Origin of the sequence: Micromonospora terminaliae, from assembly GCF_009671205.1 — a bacterium.
GTDB classification, from domain to species: Bacteria; Actinomycetota; Actinomycetes; order Mycobacteriales; family Micromonosporaceae; genus Micromonospora; species Micromonospora terminaliae.
In genome coordinates this window covers 3651480-3671932 of record NZ_CP045309.1, presented here as the reverse complement: position 1 = coordinate 3671932, position 20453 = coordinate 3651480, and the positions used below count along the sequence as shown (strand labels likewise).

22 protein-coding genes are annotated in these 20453 nt (G+C 74.5%); 14 read left to right on the top strand and 8 right to left on the bottom strand.

Annotated features, from left to right (window positions below; genetic code table 11):
* Positions 1-44 precede the first annotated feature (44 nt).
* From GCE86_RS31650 to hisF, 9 genes are all read left to right on the top strand, one after another.
* Entirely contained in the window at positions 45-215 is a 171-nt protein-coding gene (locus GCE86_RS31650; RefSeq protein WP_167537050.1) for a hypothetical protein, read from the top strand.
* Positions 212-838, top strand: coding sequence for an imidazole glycerol phosphate synthase subunit HisH (gene hisH / locus GCE86_RS16575; RefSeq protein ID WP_154227814.1), 627 nt, complete (start codon positions 212-214; stop codon positions 836-838). Before GCE86_RS31650 ends, hisH begins: the two co-directional genes overlap by 4 nt.
* Complete coding sequence (locus tag GCE86_RS16570; protein WP_154227813.1) at positions 831-1151, top strand: hypothetical protein; 321 nt, start codon at positions 831-833, stop codon at positions 1149-1151. Before hisH ends, GCE86_RS16570 begins: the two co-directional genes overlap by 8 nt.
* Positions 1152-1170: 19 nt before the next feature.
* Positions 1171-1899 (top strand): bifunctional 1-(5-phosphoribosyl)-5-((5-phosphoribosylamino)methylideneamino)imidazole-4-carboxamide isomerase/phosphoribosylanthranilate isomerase PriA, encoded by a 729-nt coding sequence (gene priA / locus GCE86_RS16565; RefSeq protein WP_091268002.1) that lies wholly within the window; start codon positions 1171-1173, stop codon positions 1897-1899.
* Positions 1896-2339: a Rid family hydrolase gene (locus GCE86_RS16560; RefSeq protein ID WP_154227812.1), complete on the top strand. Its 444-nt coding sequence runs from the start codon at positions 1896-1898 to the stop codon at positions 2337-2339. Before priA ends, GCE86_RS16560 begins: the two co-directional genes overlap by 4 nt.
* Before the next feature lie 81 nt (positions 2340-2420).
* A complete protein-coding gene (locus tag GCE86_RS16555; RefSeq protein ID WP_154227811.1) occupies positions 2421-2867 on the top strand; it encodes a MarR family winged helix-turn-helix transcriptional regulator in 447 nt (148 codons plus the stop codon).
* 5 nt (positions 2868-2872) lie between these two features.
* Positions 2873-3298 carry an organic hydroperoxide resistance protein gene (locus GCE86_RS16550; RefSeq protein WP_154230536.1) on the top strand — a complete coding sequence of 142 codons (426 nt, stop codon included), beginning with the start codon at positions 2873-2875 and terminating at the stop codon, positions 3296-3298.
* Entirely contained in the window at positions 3295-4293 is a 999-nt protein-coding gene (locus GCE86_RS16545) for an NADP-dependent oxidoreductase (RefSeq protein ID WP_154227810.1), read from the top strand. Before GCE86_RS16550 ends, GCE86_RS16545 begins: the two co-directional genes overlap by 4 nt.
* Positions 4294-4370: 77 nt before the next feature.
* Positions 4371-5138, top strand: a complete 768-nt coding sequence (gene hisF / locus GCE86_RS16540) for an imidazole glycerol phosphate synthase subunit HisF (protein WP_154227809.1) — start codon at positions 4371-4373, stop codon at positions 5136-5138.
* Positions 5139-5161: 23 nt separating this feature from the next.
* Here the strand turns inward: hisF and GCE86_RS16535 are convergent, their stop codons facing one another.
* Together GCE86_RS16535 and yczE are read right to left on the bottom strand one after the other, a co-directional pair.
* On the bottom strand, positions 5162-5623 hold the full coding sequence (locus GCE86_RS16535) for a hypothetical protein (RefSeq protein ID WP_154227808.1): 462 nt from the start codon (positions 5621-5623) through the stop codon (positions 5162-5164).
* A gap of 141 nt (positions 5624-5764) precedes the next feature.
* A complete protein-coding gene (gene yczE / locus GCE86_RS16530; RefSeq protein WP_239542927.1) occupies positions 5765-6442 on the bottom strand; it encodes a membrane protein YczE in 678 nt (225 codons plus the stop codon).
* A gap of 58 nt (positions 6443-6500) precedes the next feature.
* Between yczE and yczR the strand changes: the two genes are divergently transcribed.
* The 3 genes from yczR (at position 6501) to GCE86_RS16515 (ending at position 10675) form a co-directional block, all read left to right on the top strand.
* On the top strand, positions 6501-7958 hold the full coding sequence (gene yczR, locus GCE86_RS16525; RefSeq protein WP_154227807.1) for a MocR-like transcription factor YczR: 1458 nt from the start codon (positions 6501-6503) through the stop codon (positions 7956-7958).
* Between the two features lie 64 nt (positions 7959-8022).
* Positions 8023-9300, top strand: coding sequence for a low temperature requirement protein A (locus GCE86_RS16520; RefSeq protein WP_204342622.1), 1278 nt, complete (start codon positions 8023-8025; stop codon positions 9298-9300).
* 67 nt (positions 9301-9367) lie between these two features.
* The gene (locus GCE86_RS16515) at positions 9368-10675 is read left to right on the top strand and encodes a low temperature requirement protein A (RefSeq protein ID WP_244316999.1); all 1308 of its coding nucleotides are present in this window, start codon (positions 9368-9370) and stop codon (positions 10673-10675) included.
* Between the two features lie 60 nt (positions 10676-10735).
* On the opposite strand, the gene GCE86_RS16510 is transcribed toward GCE86_RS16515, so the two are convergent.
* The 3 genes from GCE86_RS16510 to GCE86_RS16500 form a co-directional block, all read right to left on the bottom strand.
* Positions 10736-12562 (bottom strand): AMP-dependent synthetase/ligase, encoded by a 1827-nt coding sequence (locus GCE86_RS16510; protein ID WP_154227806.1) that lies wholly within the window; start codon positions 12560-12562, stop codon positions 10736-10738.
* A gap of 141 nt (positions 12563-12703) precedes the next feature.
* Positions 12704-13654: a terpene synthase family protein gene (locus tag GCE86_RS16505; RefSeq protein WP_154227805.1), complete on the bottom strand. Its 951-nt coding sequence runs from the start codon at positions 13652-13654 to the stop codon at positions 12704-12706.
* Positions 13655-13781: 127 nt separating this feature from the next.
* A complete protein-coding gene (locus tag GCE86_RS16500) occupies positions 13782-14411 on the bottom strand; it encodes a TIGR03085 family metal-binding protein (protein WP_154227804.1) in 630 nt (209 codons plus the stop codon).
* 217 nt (positions 14412-14628) lie between these two features.
* On the opposite strand from GCE86_RS16500, the gene GCE86_RS16495 reads away from it, so the two are divergent.
* Together GCE86_RS16495 and GCE86_RS16490 are read left to right on the top strand one after the other, a co-directional pair.
* Positions 14629-16503, top strand: coding sequence for an ABC transporter ATP-binding protein (locus GCE86_RS16495; protein WP_154227803.1), 1875 nt, complete (start codon positions 14629-14631; stop codon positions 16501-16503).
* Entirely contained in the window at positions 16500-18287 is a 1788-nt protein-coding gene (locus tag GCE86_RS16490; RefSeq protein WP_154227802.1) for an ABC transporter ATP-binding protein, read from the top strand. Before GCE86_RS16495 ends, GCE86_RS16490 begins: the two co-directional genes overlap by 4 nt.
* A 48-nt stretch (positions 18288-18335) precedes the next feature.
* Here GCE86_RS16490 and GCE86_RS16485 read toward each other — a convergent pair whose 3' ends face one another.
* The 3 genes from GCE86_RS16485 to GCE86_RS16475 are packed head-to-tail and all read right to left on the bottom strand — an operon-like array spanning position 18336 to position 20406.
* Entirely contained in the window at positions 18336-18929 is a 594-nt protein-coding gene (locus tag GCE86_RS16485; RefSeq protein ID WP_154230533.1) for a TetR/AcrR family transcriptional regulator, read from the bottom strand.
* Positions 18929-19684 carry an ABC transporter permease gene (locus tag GCE86_RS16480; RefSeq protein WP_154227801.1) on the bottom strand — a complete coding sequence of 252 codons (756 nt, stop codon included), beginning with the start codon at positions 19682-19684 and terminating at the stop codon, positions 18929-18931. The genes GCE86_RS16485 and GCE86_RS16480 overlap by 1 nt, the downstream gene beginning before the upstream one ends.
* The gene (locus GCE86_RS16475) at positions 19681-20406 is read right to left on the bottom strand and encodes an ABC transporter ATP-binding protein (RefSeq protein WP_154227800.1); all 726 of its coding nucleotides are present in this window, start codon (positions 20404-20406) and stop codon (positions 19681-19683) included. Before GCE86_RS16475 ends, GCE86_RS16480 begins: the two co-directional genes overlap by 4 nt.
* Positions 20407-20453: the final 47 nt, after the last annotated feature.

The window sequence follows — 20453 nt, the reverse complement described above, 5'->3', positions numbered from 1 at the left end:
GCGGCGCAGCGGAGTACCGCGGTCGCGAATGAAGGGTGGCGCTGATGCGGGTGCTGCCGACGTTGCTGCTGATCCTGGCCGGGGTGCTGGTGGGCGGCACCTGGTCGCTGTACAAGCAGGGCGCCGGCCGGGGCGCCGTGGTGGTCACCGGGCTGCTGGCCGTGCTGGCCACCGCCGGTGGGCTGCTCTGGCTGCTGCCGGGGGAGGGCGCGTGAGCCGGCGGGTCGTGGTGCTCGACTACGGGTCGGGCAACCTGCGCTCGGCCGAGCGCGCCCTGGCACGGGTCGGCGCCGACGTGACCGTCACCGCCGACCTGACCGCCGCCGCCGAGGCCGACGGACTGGTGGTGCCGGGCGTCGGCGCGTACGCCGCGTGCATGGCCGGGATCGAGGCGCTGGGCGCCGGCCCGGTCATCGCCGACCGGGTCGCCGCGGGCCGCCCGGTGCTCGGCATCTGCGTCGGCATGCAGGTGCTCTTCGAGCACGGCGACGAGCACGGCGTGGTCACCAAGGGGCTCGGGCTGCTGCCCGGCGGGGTGACCAGGCTGCCCGCGCCGCGGCTGCCGCACATGGGCTGGAACACCGTGCAGGCCCCGGCCGGCTCGGTGCTCTTCGCCGGCCTGCCGGCCGACGCGCGGTTCTACTTCGTCCACTCCTACGGGGTGACCGCGCCGAGCGCACTGGCCGCCGCCGGGGCCACCGTCACCACCGCCCACCACGGCGCGGACTTCGTGGCCGGGGTCGAGCGGGGCGCCCTGTCGGCGGCCCAGTTCCACCCGGAGAAGTCGGCCGACACGGGCGCCGCTCTGCTGCGCAACTGGCTCGGCACACTTGAGTAAGGAGCGGGCCCGGCGGCGGGAGGCGCGCCAGGCCGAGCTGGAGCGGGAACGGGCCGTCCGTGCCCGCCGGGTGGCGCGCCGGGACCGGCGGCGTGCCGTCGTACGCCGGTTGACGCCCTCGGTGCGGCGGGGCCGCACCGGGCGGCTGCGCCGGCACAGCCGGGGCGAGCGGGCGGCGATCGTGCTGCTCACCGGCGCGGCGGTGGCCGGCATCTGGAATTTCGTGGACGACCTGGCGCTGCGGCTGGCGCTGGTCGTGTTGTTGCTGCTGGTCCTGCCCGCGGTCGTGGTGATCGCCCTGGACCGTCGTTGAAGATGCGAGGAGAAGACCTGTGAGCCTCACCCTGTTGCCCGCCGTGGACGTCGCCGACGGCCAGGCCGTCCGGCTGGTCCAGGGCGCCGCCGGCAGCGAGACCGCGTACGGGGATCCGCTGGAGGCCGCCCTCGCCTGGCAGTCGGACGGGGCGGAGTGGATCCACCTGGTCGACCTCGACGCGGCGTTCGGCCGGGGCACCAACGCGCACCTGCTGGCCGAGGTGGTCCGCCAGCTCGACGTGAAGGTCGAGCTCTCCGGGGGCATCCGGGACGACGAGTCGCTGGAGGCGGCCCTGGGCACCGGCGCCGCCCGGGTCAACATCGGCACGGCGGCGCTGGAGGACCCGGAGTGGTGCGACCGGGTGTGCGGCGAGTACGGCGACCGGGTGGCCATCGGGCTGGACGTGCGCGGCCGTACCCTCTCGGCGCGCGGCTGGACCCGCGACGGCGGTGACCTCTACGAGGTGCTGGCCCGGCTGGACAAGGCCGGCGCGGCCCGGTACGTGGTCACCGACATCACCAAGGACGGCACCATGCGCGGGCCCAACCTCGACCTGCTGCGCGAGGTCTGCGCCCGCACCGACGCGCCGGTGATCGCCTCCGGCGGCGTCTCCACCCTGGACGACCTCCGCGCGCTGTCCGCGCTGGAGGCGGTGGGCGTGGAGGGTGTGATCGCCGGCAAGGCGCTCTACGCCGGGGCGTTCACCGTGGCCGAGGCGCTCGCCACCCTGCGGGCCGGGGAGTGACCGCCGTCGCGGGCGACGACTCCCGCACTGAGCCGGAGCGGCCGGGTGACGCCGCCGTCACCCGGCTCGGGTCGGGCGGCCCCTGGGAGGCGCTCTACGGCTACAGCCGGGTGGTCCGGGCCGGGCAGTCGGCGATCACGGCGGGCTGCACCTCCACGGTGGACGGCCGGGTGGCCCACGTCGGCGACGCCGCCGCGCAGACCGCCCAGGCGATCCGGATCGGCCTGGACGCGCTCGCCGAGGTCGGCGCCGGGCCGGCCGACGTGGTGCGCACCCGGATGTACGTGACCGACCGCGTGTACGCCGACGAGGTGGGCCGGGCCCACAACGCGGTGTTCGGGGCGGTCCGCCCGGTGGCCACCATGGTCGTGGTGGCCGGGCTCATCGACCCGGACCACCTGGTCGAGGTCGAGCTGGAGGCGTGGCTCGGCGACCGCTGACGGCCGGCCCGGAGCTGTGGCGGCGGCCACCTCGCGGCCCGATCAGTTGTGCACAACTCAATTGGACGCTACGGTTTGCCCGTGACCGATGATCTGGTGCTGCGCCGGCAGGTGTGCTTCGCCCTCTACGCGGCGTCGCGCGCCCTCACCGACGTCTACCGGCCCATCCTCGACGCGCACGGCCTGACCTACCCGCAGTACCTCGTGCTGCTGGTGCTCTGGGAGCGCGGCGACGACGCCCCCACCGTCTCCGAACTCGGCGCGCGCCTCCGGCTCGACTCCGGCACGCTCTCCCCGCTGCTCAAGCGGCTGGAGGCGGCCGGCCTGGTGGTGCGCACCCGCTCGGCTGCCGACGAGCGCCGGGTCGAGGTCGGCCTCACCCCGCAGGGCCGGGCCCTGCGGGAGCGGATGAACGAGGTGCCGCGCCAGGTGGCCTGCGCCACCGGCCTCACCGAGGCCGAGCTGGTCGCCCTTCGCGACACCCTCACCCGGGTCACCGAGACGATCCACCGACAGAAGGAGCAGTGACCACCATGCAGGTGCTCTACACCGCGTCCGCGCAGGCCACCGGCGACGGCCGGGACGGCCACGTCCGCACCTCCGACGGCGGCCTCGACCTGGACCTGGCCGTGCCGAAGGAGATGGGCGGCGCCGGCGGCGCGACCAACCCGGAGCAGCTCTTCGCGGCCGGCTACGCCGCCTGCTTCCACTCGGCGCTGCGCCTGGTCGCCCGCAAGGCCCGGGCGGACGTCGCGAACTCCGTCGTCGAGGCCGAGGTCGGCATCGGCCCGAACGGCAGCGGCGGCTACGGCCTCGCGGTCACCCTGGTGGTCGACCTGCCCGCCGTCGAGCGGTCCGCCGCTCAGCAGCTGGTCGAGGCGGCCCACCAGGTCTGCCCGTACTCCAACGCGACCCGGGGCAACATCGAGGTCACGCTGACCGTCCGGGACGCCCGATGACGGCCAACCGGGAGATCCACCTGGCCTCCCGGCCGCAGGGCTGGCCGACCGCCGACAACTTCCGGCTGGTCACCACCGAGGTGCCCACCCCGGGGCCGGGTCAGCTCGTGGTCCGCAACCGGTTCATGTCGGTCGACCCGTACATGCGCGGGCGGATGAACGACGTCAAGTCGTACGTGCCGCCGTTCGCGCTCGACGCCCCGCTCGACGGCGGCGCCGTCGGCGAGGTGGTGGCCAGCGAGGCCGAGGGCTTCGCGCCCGGCGACATCGTGCTGCACGGCCTGGGCTGGCGGGAGTACGCGCTGGTCGACGCCAAGGGCGCGCGGACGGTCGACCCGGACCTGGCGCCGGTCACCGCCTACCTGGGCGTGCTCGGCATGACCGGGCTGACCGCGTACGCCGGGCTGCTCGACGTGGCCGCCATGAAGCCGGGCGAGACGGTCTTCGTCTCCGGCGCGGCCGGCGCGGTCGGCAGCATGGTCGGGCAGATCGCCAAGCTGCGCGGCGCCGCCCGGGTGATCGGCAGCGCCGGCTCCCCGGCCAAGGTCGAACGGCTGCGGGCTCTCGGCTTCGACGCCGCGTTCGACTACCACGACGGCCCGGTCCGCGACCAGCTCCGCGCCGCCGCCCCGGACGGCATCGACGTCTACTTCGACAACGTCGGCGGCGAGCACCTGGAGGCCGCCATCGGGGCCATGAAACTGCACGGCCGCGCCGCGATCTGCGGCATGATCGCGCAGTACAACGCCACCGAGCCGCCGGCCGCGCCGCGCAACCTGGCGCTGCTCATCGGCAAGCGGCTCACCCTGCGCGGCTTCCTGGTCGGCGACCACGGGCACCTGCGCGAGCAGTTCGTCCAGGAGATGGCCGGCTGGCTGCGGGACGGCCGGATCTCCTACGACGAGACCGTGGTCGACGGCATCGAGAACGCCCCGGAGGCCTTCCTCGGCCTGCTGCGCGGCGAGAACATCGGCAAGATGCTCGTCCGGGTGTGAGTCCCGATCCGATGCAGGGCGGTGGCCGGCGTCACGTGCCGGTCACCGTCCCTGTGCGCGTTGGATAGGCTCGCGGCATGACGGTGGCGGTACGGGTGATCCCGTGTCTGGACGTGGACGCCGGGCGGGTGGTCAAGGGGGTCAACTTCCTCGACCTGCGCGACGCCGGCGACCCGGTCGAGCTGGCGGCCGCGTACGACCGGGCCGGCGCCGACGAGCTGACCTTCCTCGACGTCACCGCCTCCAGCAGCGACCGCGGCACCATGCTCGACGTGGTGCGGCGCACCGCCGAGTCGGTCTTCATCCCGCTCACCGTCGGCGGGGGCATCCGCCAGGTCGCCGACGTCGACACCCTGCTCCGCGCCGGCGCGGACAAGGTCGGGGTGAACACCGCGGCCATCGCCCGCCCCGAGTTGATCGCCGAGATCGCCGACCGGTTCGGCCGGCAGGTGCTGGTGCTCTCCCTCGACGTACGCCGGGCGCCGGCCGGCACCACCCCGAGCGGCTTCGAGGTGACCACCCACGGCGGGCGTCGGGGTACCGGCCTGGACGCGGTCGAGTGGGCGGCGCGCGGCGCCGACCTGGGCGCCGGGGAGATCCTGCTCAACTCGATGGACGCCGACGGCACCAAGGCCGGCTTCGACCTGCCGCTGATCGAGGCGGTCCGCGCGGTCGTGGACGTGCCGGTGATCGCCAGCGGCGGGGCCGGCCAGGTGGCCCACTTCCCGCCGGCCATCGGCGCGGGCGCCGACGCGGTGCTCGCGGCCAGCGTCTTCCACTTCGGTGAGCTGACCGTCGGCGAGGTCAAGGACGCCCTGCGGGGCGCCGGCCACCCGGTCCGCTGATCCGCCGCCCGCCGGCGCGGGGGTCAGGGGCGGCCGGAGTGGCCCTCGGGGGAGCGGCGCGGCATCGGGATGGAACGGACCACGTACTCCTGCACGGCGGCGGCGTGGTCGTCCTCGGGCAGCCGCCAGTCGGACTCGTCCGGAGCGGGGCCGCGGCTCAGCACGCCCTGCACGGCGTCGACGGTGGTGCCCAGCCCGGCGCTGGGCCGGGTGCGCCAGAGGTGCTCGCCGTCCGGGGTCACCCGGAACCAGCCGTCGCTGACGCTGACGAGCCCGGCGCTCACCAGCCGGCGGACCGCGCCCTCCACCTCGTGCCGCTCGGGGATGGCCTGGTTGAGGTGGTCGGCGGTGGAGAGGACGTCGGCGAGGCGCACGCCCTCCGGGCGCCGGGTGGCGGCGGCCCGGCGGTGCCGGCCGGCGCCGCTCGCGATGACCAGTGAGACGAAGATCCAGGCGTCACTCCAACGCCAACCGTTCTCGCCCATGCACGCATGATGCCCGGCCGCGACGGCGGAGAAAACACCCGGTTTCGCTCCCGGACGTCGCCGCAGCTCAGCGGGGTCCGTCCCGTCCCGCCGGATGGCGGTCGGCGCGGTGTGCGTGACGCTGCGTGATCGCGCGGCGGGTCAGGCGGCCTCGCCGGCCGGGCGCGGCGCGCGGGGGAGCGCCGGATCGGCGGCGGGCTCGCCGGCCGGCGGGGCCGGCACCGCGAAGATCGGGATGAACAGCTGGGCGAGCGGCCCGATGGCCAGCGCGTACGCCACGGTGCCGAGGCCCACGGTGCCGCCGAGCAGCCAGCCCAGGCTCAGCACGGTCACCTCGATGACGGTCCGGACCAGCCGGATCGAGTAGCGGGGCCGGCGGGCGGTGAAGCCGGTCATGAGGCCGTCGCGCGGGCCGGGGCCGAGACCGGCGCCCAGGTAGAGACCGGTGGCGGCGCCGTTGGCGACGATCCCGACGACCAGCAGGGTGGCACGCAGCGGCAGGCCTTCGCCGGGTGGCAGCAGGGCCAGGGTGGCGTCGACGACCAGCCCGATGACCACCACGTTGCTCACGGTGCCGAGGCCGGGGCGCTGCCGCAGCGGGATCCAGAGCAGCAGCACCATGGCACCCACCGCGATGGTGACCGTGCCGAAGGAGAGGCCGGTCTGCCGCGCGAGCCCCTGGTGGAACACGTCCCACGGATCGAGCCCGAGCCCGGAGCGGATCATCAGCGCCATGCTGATCCCGTAGAGGGCGAGCCCGGCGTAGAGCTGGACGAGCCGCCGGGTCGGCCGGTACCCGAGATTGCCAATTCGTGCCATGAGTGCCACCCTAGGGGCCAATCTGATCCGCGACAGAGCCAATTCAGGAGGGGTGGCCATGACGAGTCAGGTACGCGGCGTCCAATTGGCTCGCCTCCTCGGGCAGTGGCATGCCCTACCGGGCCGCCGGCGCAGCCCCGACTACGCCGCGCTCGCCGCCGCCGTCCGCGGGCTGCTCGCCGACGGCCGCCTCCCCCTCGGGGTACGCCTGCCGGCCGAGCGGGACCTGGCCGAGGCGCTGCGGATCAGCCGGACCACGGTGACCGCCGCGTACCGGGAGCTGCGCGAGACCGGCCACCTGGCCAGCCGGCGCGGCGCCGGGAGCTGGACCATGCTCCCGGGCACCCACCGGGTGGCCAGCACCGGGCTGTGGACCCCGCTCGACGACCGGGACATGATCGACCTTGGGGTGGCCGCCCTCTCCGCCCCGGCGCAGCTCGTGCCGGCGGCCCGGGCCGCAGCCGAGGACCTGCCGCGCTACCTCGGCGGGGCCGGCTACCACCCGACCGGGATCATCGAGCTGCGCGAGGCGGTGGCCCGCGTGTACACCGAGCGAGGGCTGCCCACCAGCCCGGAGCAGATCATGGTGACCAGCGGCACGCAGCACGCGCTGGACCTGGTGCTGCGGCTCGCCCTGTCGCCCGGCGGCGGGGTGCTGGTGGAGTCACCCACCTACCCGAACGCCCTGGCCGCGCTGTCGGCCCGGCGGGCCCGGATCACCACCCACGGGCTGTCCGCCGACGGGGACGGTTGGGACGCCGACCTGCTGCTGGGCAGCATCCGGCAGACCCGGCCGAAGCTCGCCTACGTGATCCCCGAGTTCCACAACCCGACCGGTCACCTCATGGCGGCCGACCTGCGGGAGCGGCTGGTCGGCGCGGCGCACGCCGCCGGAACCGATCTGGTCGTGGACGAGTCCTTCGTGGACCTGCCGCTGGACGGCACCCCCCTGCCGCCGCCGGTGGCCACGTTCGACCGGCACTCCCGGGTCATCAGCATCGGCGGCATGAGCAAGCCGTACTGGGGTGGGCTGCGGATCGGCTGGGTCCGGGCGTCCGCGCCGCAGGTGCAGCGGTTGGCCGCCGCCCGGGTCGGCGTGGACATGGCCAGCCCTGTGCTCGACCAGCTCGTGGCGGTGCACCTGCTGGCCCAGGGGCCGGGCATCGTGATCGACCGGCGGATCCAGCTCGCCGCCCAGCGGGACGCCCTCGTGAAGGCCATGGCCGACCGGCTGCCCGACTGGCGGGTCACCGTGCCCCGCGGTGGCGTGACCCTCTGGGTGGAGCTGGACGGTCCGATCTCCAGCGCGCTGGCCCGGGCCGCCGAGGAGGTCGGCGTACGCCTGGCGCCCGGACCCCGGTTCGGCCTGGACGGCACCCTGGAGCGGTTCCTCCGGCTGCCCTTCACGCTGCCCGCCGCCGACCTGGAGGAGGCCGTGGGCCGGCTGGCCGCGGTCCGCTACGACCTGGACCGGGTCGGCCGCCCGCAGTGGCGGGAGCCCTCCGTCATCGCCTGACCGCGCGGCGCGCCGGGCGCACGAGGGACACCACCCCGGCCACCCGGCTGCCAGACTGTCCGCCGTGACGGACGGCAGGCGGCACGCGCCGCGGATGCGGGTGATGACCGAGGGCGCCTCGGTCACCCCGCTGGAGCTCTTCTTCGACCTGGTCTTCGTCTACGCGCTCACCCAGGTGACCGCGTTGATGGCAGCCGACCTGACCTGGCCCGGGTTGGGCCGGGGCCTGCTGGTGCTGGCCCTGCTCTGGTGGTGCTGGTGCTGCTACGCCTGGCTCGGCAACACGGTCCGCGCCGACGAGGGCGTGGTGCGGGTGGTCCTCTTCGCGGTCGTGGCCACCATGTTCGTGGTCGCCGCGACGATCCCGGAGGCCTTCGTCGACCTGCCCGGCGGGCTGTCCGGCCCGGTCGTCTTCGCGGCCTGCTACCTGACCGTCCGGGTGCTGCACCTGACCATCTACTGGTACGCCGCCCGCGGCGACGCCGGGCTGCGCCGGCAGCTGGTGCGGGCCGCCCTGCCGATGCTGGGCGGGGCGCTGCTGCTCTTCACCGCCGCGCTGCTGCCGCCGTACCTCACCGACGACCCCGACCGGGTCCTCACGCTGCGCACCCTGCTCTGGGTGCTCGCCCTCGTCGTGGACTACGGCGGCATCATGGCGATCGGCGCGGCGGGCTGGCAGATCTTCTCGGCCGCGCACTGGACCGAGCGGCACGGCCTCATCATCATCGTGGCGCTCGGGGAGTCGCTGGTCGCCATCGGCGTCGGGATCATCGCGCTGCCGATCTCCTGGCCGATCATCGTGGCCTCGTTCCTCGGTGTCACCGTCGCCGGGGCGCTGTGGTGGGCGTACTTCGACGTGGTCTCGATCGCCGCCGAGCGGGTCCTGGCCCGGGCGCGGGGCGCCGAGCGGGCCGCGCTGGGCCGGGACTCCTACACCTACCTGCACCTGCCGATGGTCACCGGCATCATCCTGCTCGCCCTGGGCTTCAAGAAGGTGCTGTCCTACGTCGGCGACGAGTCCCACCACCGGCTCACCGACCCCCTGCACGGGCTCGGCCTGCTCGCCCTCTATGGCGGCGTGATCCTCTACCTGCTCGGGCACGTGGGCTTCCGGCTGCGCAACATGCGCTCGGTCAACCGGCCGCGGCTGGCCACCACGGTGCTGCTGGTGCTGCTCCTGCCGGTGGCGGACCACCTGCCGGCGCTGGCCGCGCTGGGGCTGCTCGCCGTGGTCTGCGCCGGCATGGTGGTGGCCGAGGTGGTGCTCTTCGGCCCGGCGCGTCGCGCGCTGCGCGACGAGTTCCTCGCCGGGCACGGCGCCGGCGGCGCGCCCGGGCGGTAGGCGCCCGTTCCGGTACGGATCCGCCGATCGGCACCGGCACGGCGCGGGGATTGCGGACACTGCCCGGGTGGGGAACGGCGGGGGTGCCCGGTGGTCGCGCGTCGTGTGGCCCGGCGCGCCCGGTTCCCGGACCACCCGCCTCGAACTCTTCTACGACCTGGTCTTCGTCTTCGCGTTCATCAACGTCACCACCCTGACCGCTACCCTGCTCAGCCCGGCCAACCTCTACCGGTGCCTGCTGGTGCTGGCGCTGCTCTGGTGGTCGTGGACCGGCTTCGCCCGGCTCGGCAACGCGGTCCGCGCCGACCAGGGTGTGCTGCCGGTGATCGGCGTCGTCACGGTGGCGGCCACCTTCCTGCTGGTGCTCAGCGTGCCGAGCGCGTTCGCCGACCGTCCCGGCGGGCTGAACGGCCCGCTGGTCTTCGCGGGCTGCTACTTCGCGATCCGGATGACCCAGCTCGTGGTCTTCGGCTGGCTGGACCGGTCGGATCCGCTCCGGCGCCGGCGGCTGCTGCTGCGCGCGCTGCTGCCGACCGTGGCCACCGTCCTGCTGGTGGTCGCCGGCACGGTGCCCCAGCGGCTCGGCGACCGGCCGTACGCCGTGGCGCTGCAACTGGCTCTCTGGACCGTGGCGCTGCTTGTCGAGTACGTCGGTGGGGTGACCCTCGCCTCAGCGCGGTGGGTGGTGCTCTCCGCGGGCCACTGGGCGGAACGGCACGCCCTCATGGTGCTCATCGCGCTCGGTGAGTCGATCATCGCGCTGGGGCTCGGCCCGAAGACCGGGCTGCCGCTCACCGGCCCCGTGGCGGTGGCCGCGCTGCTCGGCGTCCTGGTGGTGGCGGTGCTCTGGTGGGCGTACTTCGACACCCTGGCGTACGCGCTGGAGCAGGCGCTGCATCACGCCCGTGACCCGGCCGCCCGGCTCCGGCTCTGCCGGGACGTCTACACGTTCCTGCACCTGCCGCTGATCGCCGGGACCATCCTCTTCGCCCTGGGCCTCAAGGACCTGCTGGCCGACGCGGCCAGCCCGGACACCCCCACGTGGGGGCCGCCGCTGGGCGGCTTCTGGGTCGCGATCCTGTTCGGCGGGGCGGGCCTCTACCTGCTGAGCCTCGTCGGCTGCGCGCTGGTGGCGCTGCGGGAGGTGCACTGGCCGCTGCTGATCACGGTCGTGGCCCTCGCCGTCGTCGCCCCCGTGGTCGCCTCGATCCCGGAGCTGGCGTCGCTCCTCGTGCTGGCGGTGCTCGTGACCGTCGGGGTGGCTGTGGAGACGGTCCGGGAGGACGGCCGGCGGAGCCGGATCCGGCAGCTCGCGCTGGAGGAGCAGCTCGCCCTGGAGGCGGACCAGAGCCGCTGGCGCCGCGAGCACCTCTGAACCGGTGCGGCGGCCGTGCCCCGGGACGGAGGGGCACGGCCGCCGGGCGGTGCGGGGGCGCTAAAGCTCCGCGAGGGTGCCCGCGTACATCTTGTCGATCTCGTCGGCGAAGTTGGTCTCCACGCTCCGGCGCTTGATCTTCAGCGACGGGGTGACCTCGCCGTCCTCGATGGTGAGGTCCCGGGGGAGGATGGTCACCTTCTTGATCGTCTCCCAGCGGTTCAGCTTGCCGTTCAGCTCGGCCACGTAGCCCTCGACCATGGCCTGCGCCTCGGGCGAGGTGACGATCGCGGTGTAGTCGCGGCCCTCCAGCGGCGTGCCCGCGGCCCAGCCCTTGATGGCGTCGGGGTCGAGCGTGACCAGCATGGTGCAGTAGTTGCGCGCCTGGCCGATCACCACGGCCTGCGAGGTGTACGGGCAGACGGCCTTGAACATGCCCTCGATGTGCGACGGCGCGATGTACTTGCCGCCCGAGGTCTTGACCAGGTCCTTCTTCCGGTCGGTGATCCGCAGGTAGCCGTCGTCGTCGAGGGTGCCGATGTCGCCGGTGCGGAAGAAGCCGTCCTCGGTGAACGCGGCGGCGGTCTCCTCGGGCAGGTTGTGGTAGCCGCGCATGACGGGCTTGCCCCGCACCAGGATCTCGCCGTCGGTGTCGAGCCGGCACTCCAGGTCGCCCATGGCCCGGCCCACGCTGCCGATCTTCAGCCCGTCGGGCGGGTTCACGAACGCGCCGGCGCTGGTCTCGGTGAGCCCGTACCCCTCGGAGATCGGCAGGTTGGCCGCGGCGAAGAAGGTGGCGATCTCCTTGCTCAGCGGCGCCGCGCCCGACACCAGCACCCGCATCCGGCCGCCGAGCCGGGCCTGGAGCTTGCTGAACACCAGCTTCTCGGCCAGCGCGTACTTCAGCTTCAGCCCGCCCGGGACCGGCTTGCCCGCCTGCTCCAGGGCGACCTTCTCCTTGCCCACCGCGACGCCCCAGGCGAAGATCTTCGCCTTCGCGCCGCCGGCGCTCTGGGCCGTGGTGACCGCCTTGTTGTAGACCTTCTCGAAGACCCGGGGCGCGCCGCACATGAGCGTCGGCCGGATCACCCCGAGCAGGTCGACCAGCCTGTCGACCCGGCCGTCGACGTAGGTGGGCAGGCCCACGTGGGTGGCGCCGCAGAGCAGCGTCTTACCGAACGAGTGGGACAGCGGCAGCCACAGGTACTGCAGGTCGTCGGCGTGCAGCAGGCCCAGCTCGGCCTGTGCCACGCCCTCCCAGCACCAGCCGCCGTGCAGCAGCTCGACACCCTTGGGCCGGCCGGTGGTGCCCGAGGTGTAGATCAGGGTCGCCAGGTGGTCGGGGCCGATCCCGGCGACCAGCATGTCGATCAGGTCGGGCTCGTTGGCCAGTGCCCGGGTCCCCCGTTCCTCCAGCTCGGCCAGGGTGAGCTGCGGGACGCCGGCGGCCGGGTCGGGCGCGCCGTCGAAGAGCACCACGTGGGTCAGCGCCGGCACCGCCGTGCCGGCGATCTTCGCGGCCTGGGCCGGGTTCTCGGCGAAGAGCACCTTCGACCCGGAGTCGGCGACGATGTACGTGGCGTCGTCCGGCTCGGTGGTCGGGTAGACCGTGGTGGTGGCCCCGCCGGCACACATGATCCCGAAGTCGGCGAGCACCCACTCCAGCCGCGTGTTGGCCAGGATCGCCACCGGGTCCTCCAGGCCGACGCCGAGCCCGTGCAACCCGGCGGCGATCGCCTTGGCGCGCTGCCCGACCTGCGCCCACGTCAGCCAGACCGGCCCGGAGTCGTCCGGCGCGGGGTGGGCGAACGCGTGGCGGTCGGGGGAATCCGCCACACGCTTGAGGAACATGTCGGGTACGGAACGGTACGGTACATCGAGAGCCATCGCTGTAGCCGCCTTCAGAGGGTGGAGGGGCGTGACGGGGGTCACGCCGATCTGCGGTTACCGAAGAGTATTGCCTGTACCCGGGCAGCGGCTAGCCCTTCTGGCCTGCGGCGACCACGGTCCCGGGAGGTGGAACGCGGTTCAGGCGTACCGGGTGGCGGCGCGGGACCAGTCGTAGGTGGCCCGGATCCAGTTCCGCCGGGTGGTGAGGAAGGCCCGTACGCCCTCGTCGCCCGTCGCGGCCAGCGCCGCGTCCCGCTCCGCGTACGCCGCCAGGCTCTCGTTGAACCGGGCGGCCGCCGCGCGCAACGCCGCCTCCTCGCCCCGCCCGGCCTCGCCGGCGATCGTGGTGACCAGGTTGTGCGCGTCCGGGGCCGTCGCCCGCTCCTTGTCGTAGGAGAAGAGGTCGTTGCACCAGCAGACCAGGTCGGCGGCGAGCGCGTCCAGGGCGGCGAGCGCCGGATCGGCCCGCCGGTCCGGGCCGGGCAGCTCCGGGTGGGCGAGGTCGGTCAGGGTGAAGCTGGGCCGGGCGCCGCCGGTGTGCCGGCGCATCTGCACGTACTCGGCCACCCCGGGCACCCGGTGGTGCTCCCGGTTGGCCGCCTCCCAGAGCAGGGCCAGCAGGTACTCGCGCAACTGGCTGACCAGGCGCAGCAGCAGCGCCGGCCGCCGCCGGTCGCGGACCCGCCGGCACAGGTCGTCCAGCGCCACGGCCAGCGGGCCGGCCCCGGTCGGGGGCGGCGCGGCCGGATCGCCGTGCCGGTCGAGCACCTCCAGCAGGGCCGCCACGGTCGGCGCGAGCCGCGTCGGGCTGGCGCCCAGGCCGTCCTCGTCGCACGCGTCGTCCATGACGAACAGCCAGCTGATCAGGTCGGCGAGCAGACGCAGGCCGTCGACCGGCGCATCCGGGCAGGCCCGCCCCGCCAGCTCCACCGGGTGGGCGCCGGCCAGCCGGCGCAGCCCGGCCGGGCTGTCGATCAGGCCCACGTCGACGACCCACCCGGCGCTCTCCCCGGCGACCAGCTCGACGGCGGCGTGCCGGCGCGTCGGGAAGGGGGGTTCGTGCAGTGCCGAGAGCGCGAAGCCTCGCATCCGTCTCCCCTTGTCCCGCCGCCCCGGGGTTGGGCGGCGGGTCAGGAGCGTACGGCAGCTGGCATCGGCTCCCGTCGCTGGGCCGAAGCGGGTCCACGCGGTCCCGTGACCGGGTGGGCGCGCTCGGTCAGAAGCCCAGCCCGGCCGCCCGCAACCGCTCCGCCGGCTCGGCCGGGCCGTCCACCTGGACCCGGGCCACCCGCTGCCGGCCGGAGAGGAACAGCACCAGTTCGCCCGGCGCCCCCACCACCCGCAGCCGCTCGCCGCCGCGGCCGACGGCGCGCTCGCCGTAGCCGGGAGCCTGGATCAGCAGGTCCGCCGGGAAGCGCCGCAACGCGAACCGGGCCAGCACGGCGGCCCGCTTCCAGAGCGCGGCCTGCTGCCCGGCCGGCAGGTCGCGGGGGAGCCAGCCCGCCTGGGCCCGGCGCACGTCCTCGTGGTGGATGAAGAACTCCATGCCGTTGGCCAGCTCGTCGGTGAGGGGATTGCTCACCGGGCTCCACAGCGGCGGGCGGCGGACCCGGGCCACGAGGTCCGCGTAGGGCCCGGCGGCGATGCGCCGGCGCACCGCCTCGCCGTGCCCCCGCAGAGGCGGCAGCAGGATGCCGCCCGCCGCGTCCGGCCGGCGCTCCCGCACCAGCAGGTGCGCCGCCAGGTCCCGGGTGGTCCACCCCTCGTTGACCGTCGGCGCGTCCGGTCCCAGCTCCAGCATCAGGTCGGCGAGCGCCTCGCGCTCCGTTCGGGCGTACCGCGGCATGGCCCGATCGTAGGCCCGGCGGGCCCGGTCCGCGGCTCCGGCGCGGCCCGGTGCGGGCGTCGCACGGCCGGCGACCGGCCCTCGGCGCGCGCGTCCGCCCAGCTCGGCGGGGCCGGCCGGGAGGGAGTGACGGCCGACATATCGGGGCCGGGTCGGCGGAGCGGGCGTCGAGCGGTAAGGATGAGGGAGAAAACTGCGGCTTACGGCGGGGGAGAGCGTGGCGAGCGCGACAAGTCGGGACGTCCTCGGCAGGGGACTACGGGTACTCGGCCGGGCCATCCGGGAGCAGCCGCGGATCTTCGCGGTCGCGGTGGCCGGCAGCGTGCTCTTCGGCCTCATGGTGATCGCCAGCGCCTACGTGGTCGGCGCCGTGGTCGGCAAGGTGGTGGTCCCGTCGGTGGCCCGCGGGTCGGTGACCGGTGGGGCCCTGGCGCTCGCCGCCGCCGCGCTGTTCGGGATCAGCGTCCTGCGGGTGGTCGGCATCTTCGGCCGCCGGCTCGGCGCCGGCTACATGCAGTACCGGCTCCAGGCCGCCTACCGCCGCCGGGTCACGCGCCGCTACCTCGACCTGCCGCTGTCCTGGCACCACCGCAACGCCACCGGCACGCTGCTCTCCAACGCCAACTCGGACGTGGAGGCCGCCTGGTACCCCATCGCGCCCCTGCCCTTCGCCGTGGGCACCCTCGTGATGCTCGTCGGCGCGGTGGTCTCGCTCTTCCTCACCGACTGGGCCCTCGCGCTGGTCGGCCTCGCCGTGTTCCCGGCGCTGTTCGCGCTCAACGTGGTCTACTCGCGCCGGATGGCCCCCCGGCAGGCCCGCGCACAGCGGCTGCGCGCCGAGGTCAGCGGCATCGCGCACGAGAGCTTCGACGGCGCCCTGGTGGTCAAGACGATGGGCCGGGAGGCCCAGGAGACCGCCCGGTTCGCCGCCCGGGCCGGCGACCTGCGCGACGCGCTGATCTCCGTGGGCAAGCTGCGCGGCGTCTTCGACCCGATGCTGGAGACGCTGCCGAGCCTCGGCACACTGGCCGTGCTGGTGGTCGGCGCGGTCCGGCTGCGGCAGGGCGCGATCACCGTGACCGAGCTGGTCAGCGTGGCCTTCCTCTTCACCGTGCTGGCCTTCCCGGTCCGGGCCATCGGCTGGGTGCTGGCCGAGCTGCCGCGCAGCGTCGCCGGCTGGGACCGGGTCCGCCGGGTCCTGGACGCCACCGGCGAGATGCCGTACGGCGAGGTGACGCTCGACCCCGCCACGCCCGCGCCCGCCACGCTCGCCTTCGACGACGTGCACTTCGGCTACGAGCCGGCCGAGGCACACCTGCCCGGCACCGAGGTGCTCGGCGAGGTCACCTTCACGGTGCCGGCCGGGAAGACGGTCGCCCTGGTCGGGCCGACCGGCGCCGGCAAGTCCACCATCACCTCGCTGGCCGTGCGGCTGGTCGACCCGCGCACCGGCACCGTCACCCTGGACGGCGTCGACGTGCGGGAGCTGACGGCCGCCTCGCTGGCCTCGACGGTGGCCCTGGTCGCCCAGGTGCCGTTCGTCTTCGACGACACGGTGCGGGCCAACATCACCCTGGACCGCGCCGGCATCGGCGACGACGAGGTCTGGGCGGCGCTGCGGCTGGCCGAGGCGGACGGCTTCGTGGCCGCGCTGCCCGACGGGCTGGACACGATGGTCGGCGAGCGGGGCACCTCGCTCTCGGGCGGGCAGCGGCAGCGGCTCACCCTGGCCCGGGCGCTCGCCGGCCGGCCCCGGCTGCTGGTGCTCGACGACGCCACGAGCGCCGTCGACCCCCGGGTGGAGGCGGCCATCCTGGCCGGGCTGCGCGCACCGGCCGACGGCGGCGCGCCCGCCTCGATCCTGGTGGTCGCCTACCGGCGGGCCACCATCGCGCTCGCCGACGAGGTGATCTACGTCGAGCACGGCCGGGTGGTGGCCCGCGGCACCCACACCGACCTGCTCGCCACCGTCCCCGGCTACGCCGACCTGGTCACCGCCTACGAGCAGGCCGAGCACGAACGCGAGCAGACCCGCACGTACGACGAGGTCACGCAGTTGACCTCCGGCCTGGAAGTCGAGGTTGACCGGTGAGCGCGACTGTTGAGGCCGAGCGGCCGGCCGAGGCGACCGAGTCGACCTGGCGGACGCTGCGGCGCGGGCTGGCGCTCTCCCCGGAGCTGAAGACCGGGCTGGCCGGCACCCTGGCGCTGGCCCTCATCTACATGGTCGGCCGGGTCGCGGTGCCGGTGGCCGTGCAGCGCGGCATCGACCACGGCATCGTGGGCGGCCTCGACCTGGGCGTGGTGTCGCTGACCGTCGTGGTCACGGCCGCCGTGCTGGTGGTCACCACCACCTGCGGCTACCTGATGATGCGCCGGCTGTTCACGGTCAGCGAGACCGCGCTGGCCGGGGTGCGCACCCGGGCGTTCCGGCACGTGCACGACCTGTCGATACTGCACCAGCAGTCCGAGCGCCGCGGGTCGCTGGTCTCCCGGGTCACCAGCGACGTCGACCAGATCACCCAGTTCCTCCAGTGGGGCGGCGTGATCCTCATCGTCAACCTGGGCCAGCTCGTGGTGACCACCGCCGTGATGCTCGCGTACTCCTGGCAGTTGACCCTCGTGGTGCTCCTCGCGTTCGCGCCGGCGGTGCTGGTGATCCGGCTGCTCCAGCGCCGGCTCGCCGGCGCGTACGGGGTGGTCCGGCAGCGGATGGGCACCCTGCTCGGCACCATCGGCGAGAGCGTGGTGGGCGCGCCGGTGATCCGGGCGTACGGCATCTCCGGGCGCACCGCCCGGCGGCTCGACGCGGCGATCGAGGGGCAGCGCAGGGCCCAGCAGAAGGCCATCCGGATCAGCATCGTGGGCAGCTCCGTCGGTGAGCTGGCGGCCGGTCTGGCCCTCGCGGGCGTGGTGGTGGTCGGGGTCAACCTGGGCGTCGACCGCACCCTGTCGATCGGCCAGCTCACCGCGTTCCTGTTCCTGGTGACGCTCTTCATCCAGCCGGTGCAGATCGCCACCGAGGTGCTCAACGAGGCGCAGAACGCGATCGCCGGCTGGCGCCGGGTGCTCGACGTGCTGGACGTCGCGCCGGACGTGGCCGACCCGGGGGAGCAGGGCCGGGAGCTGCCGCCGGGCCCGCTGGACATCCGCTTCGCCGGGGTGACGTTCGCCTACCCGGGCGGGCCGCCGGTGCTGCACGACGTGACGCTGGACATCCCCGCGAAGAGCCGGGTGGCCGTGGTCGGCGAGACCGGCAGCGGCAAGACCACCTTCGCCAAGCTGCTCACCCGGCTCATGGACCCCAGCGAGGGCGAGGTGCTGCTCTCCGGCGTCGCGCTGCGCGAGGTGCGCTTCGAGTCGCTGCGCTCCCGGGTGGTGATGGTGCCGCAGGACGGCTTCCTGTTCGACGCCACGGTCGGGGAGAACGTCCGCTTCGCCCGCCCGGACCTGACCGACGCGCAGCTCACCGCGGCCTTCTCCGAGCTGGGCCTGGCCGACTGGCTGGACGGGCTGCCGGCCGGCCTGGACACGCCGGTGGGCGAGCGGGGTGAGGCGCTGAGCGTCGGCGAGCGGCAGCTCGTCGCGCTGGCCCGGGCGTACGTGGCCGATCCCGACCTGCTGGTCCTGGACGAGGCGACCAGCGCCGTCGACCCGGCCACCGAGGTCCGCCTCCAGCGCACCCTTGACGCGGTCACCCGGGGCCGGACGACGCTGGCCATCGCCCACCGGCTGTCCACCGCCCAGGCCGCCGACGAGGTGATCGTGGTGGACCGGGGGCGGATCGTGCAGCGTGGCCCGCACGACGAGCTGCTGCGGGATCCGGAGTCGGTCTACGCGCTGCTCTACGCCTCCTGGCTGGAGCAGACCCGCTGAGCCGGCCCGACCGTACACCGGGGCCGGGCGCGGCCGGCCGCGCCCGGCTCAGTCCAGGTCGCCCGTGAGGTAGCGCTGCACGGTCGGGCCGATCGCGGCGACCAGGGTCTCCGGATCGGCGGAGGCGACCGGTTCGAGGCGGATGACGTAGCGCATCATGGCCAGGCCGACCAGCTGGCTCGCCACCAGCGAGCCGCGCAGGGGCAGCTCGACCGGGTCGATGTCGAGGTGGTCGAGCACCCGCCGGAGCACCTGCGTCACGAGGAACTCCCGCACGAGCCGGGCCATCCACTCGTTGCTGACCGCCGAGCGGAGCAGGGCGACCGCCGGGGTGCCGGCGGGCGAGTCCCAGACGCCGAGGAAGGTCCGGACCAGGCGTCCGCCGACCCCCTCCGGGCCGCCGGCCAGCACCCCCGGCAGCAACTGCGCCGGGTCGATGGGCATGGCCATGGCGGTCCGGAACAGCTCCTCCTTGGTGCCGAAGTAGTGGTGCACCAGCGCCGGGTCCACCCCGGCGGCCGTGGCGATCGCCCGGATCGAGGCGGCGTCGAAGCCCCGCTCGGCGAAGGCCGCCCGGGCTGCCGCGAGGATGGCCTCGCGGGTGTCCGGGTTGCCGGGTCGCCGGCCGGTGCGCCGCGCCATCATCCGCTGCGCCGCCGCAGCGTCGCGGCGGCCAGCACCAGCGCCCCGACCGCCGCCCCGGCGACGATCGCCACGTCCCGCCACATCGTCCCGGTCGGGTCGGCATGCGCGCCGACCTCCTGGAGCGCCTCGACGGCGTACGACAGGGGCAGCACGTCGCTGATCGCCTGGAGCCAGCCGGCCATCTCGCCGCGGGGCACGAAGAGCCCGCAGAGCAGCAACTGGGGGGCGACGACCACCGGCATGAACTGGACGGCCTGGAACTCGGTGCGGGCGAAGGCGCTGCAGAACAGCCCGAGCGCGACCGCGAGCACGGCGTTGATCGCGGCGATCATGATCACGAATCCGATGCTGCCGGCGGTGGTCAGGTCGAACACCCAGTACGCCACGGCCGAGGCCACGGTGGCCTGGACGACGCCGGCCAGGCCGAACGCGATGCCGTAGCCGAAGAGCAGGTCGAGTTTGGCCAGCGGGGTGGTGAGCAGCCGCTCCAGCGTGCCGGTGGTGCGCTCCCGCAGCATGGCGATGCTGGTCACCAGGAACATGATGATGAACGGGAAGAAGCCCAGCATGATCAGCGCCACCCGGTCGAAGACCGTGGGCTGACCCGGCGGGGTGGGCTGGTCGACGTACATGAAGTAGACCAGCGTGAGCAGCAGGGCCGGCACCACGACGAGCAGCGCCACGGTGCGCCGGTCGTGCCGGAGCTGGCGCAGGATCCGCCCGGTGGTGGCGGCCAGGATGTGCGGGTTCACGAGTCGGCCTCCTGCTCGCTCGCCTTGATCAACCGGAGGAACGCCTCTTCGAGGTCGTCCACCCCGGTGGCGGCGCGGACCGCGTCCGGGGTGTCGTCGGCGACCAGCCGGCCGTCCCTGATGAGCAGCAGGCGGTCGCACCGCCCCGCCTCGTCCATCACGTGGCTGGACACCAGCAGCGTGGTGCCGCCGGCCGCCATGGCGTGGAACCGGGCCCACAGGTCGGCCCGGAGCACCGGGTCCTGGCCCACGGTCGGCTCGTCGAGGATGACCAGCTCCGGGTCGCCGACCAGGGCGCAGGCCAGCGAGGCGCGGCTGCGCTGCCCGCCGGAGAGGTTGCCGACCAGTTGGGTGGCCGCGCCGGCCAGCCCGACGTCGGCGACCGTCTGGTCGGCGTGCGCGTGGTCCCGCCCGTGGAGCGCGGCGAAGTAGCGGGCGTTCTCCCGGACGGTCAGGTCGGCGTAGACGCTGGGCGCCTGGGTCAGGTAGCCGACGCGGCGGCGCAGCTCGGCCGCCCCGGCGGGCCGGCCCAGCACGGTCACCGTGCCCGAGGAGACCGTCTGCACCCCGACGACCGCGCGCATCAGGGTGGTCTTGCCACTGCCGCTCGGCCCGAGCAGCCCGGTGACCGTGCCGCGGGGCACCGCGCAGGAGATGCCCTGGAGCACCCGCCGCCGGCCCCGCTCGACCACCAGGTCACGGACCGACACCGCGTCGTCCATGCCTGCCTCCCATGAATTCATCAACCGTTGAACTCAACGCTAGATGA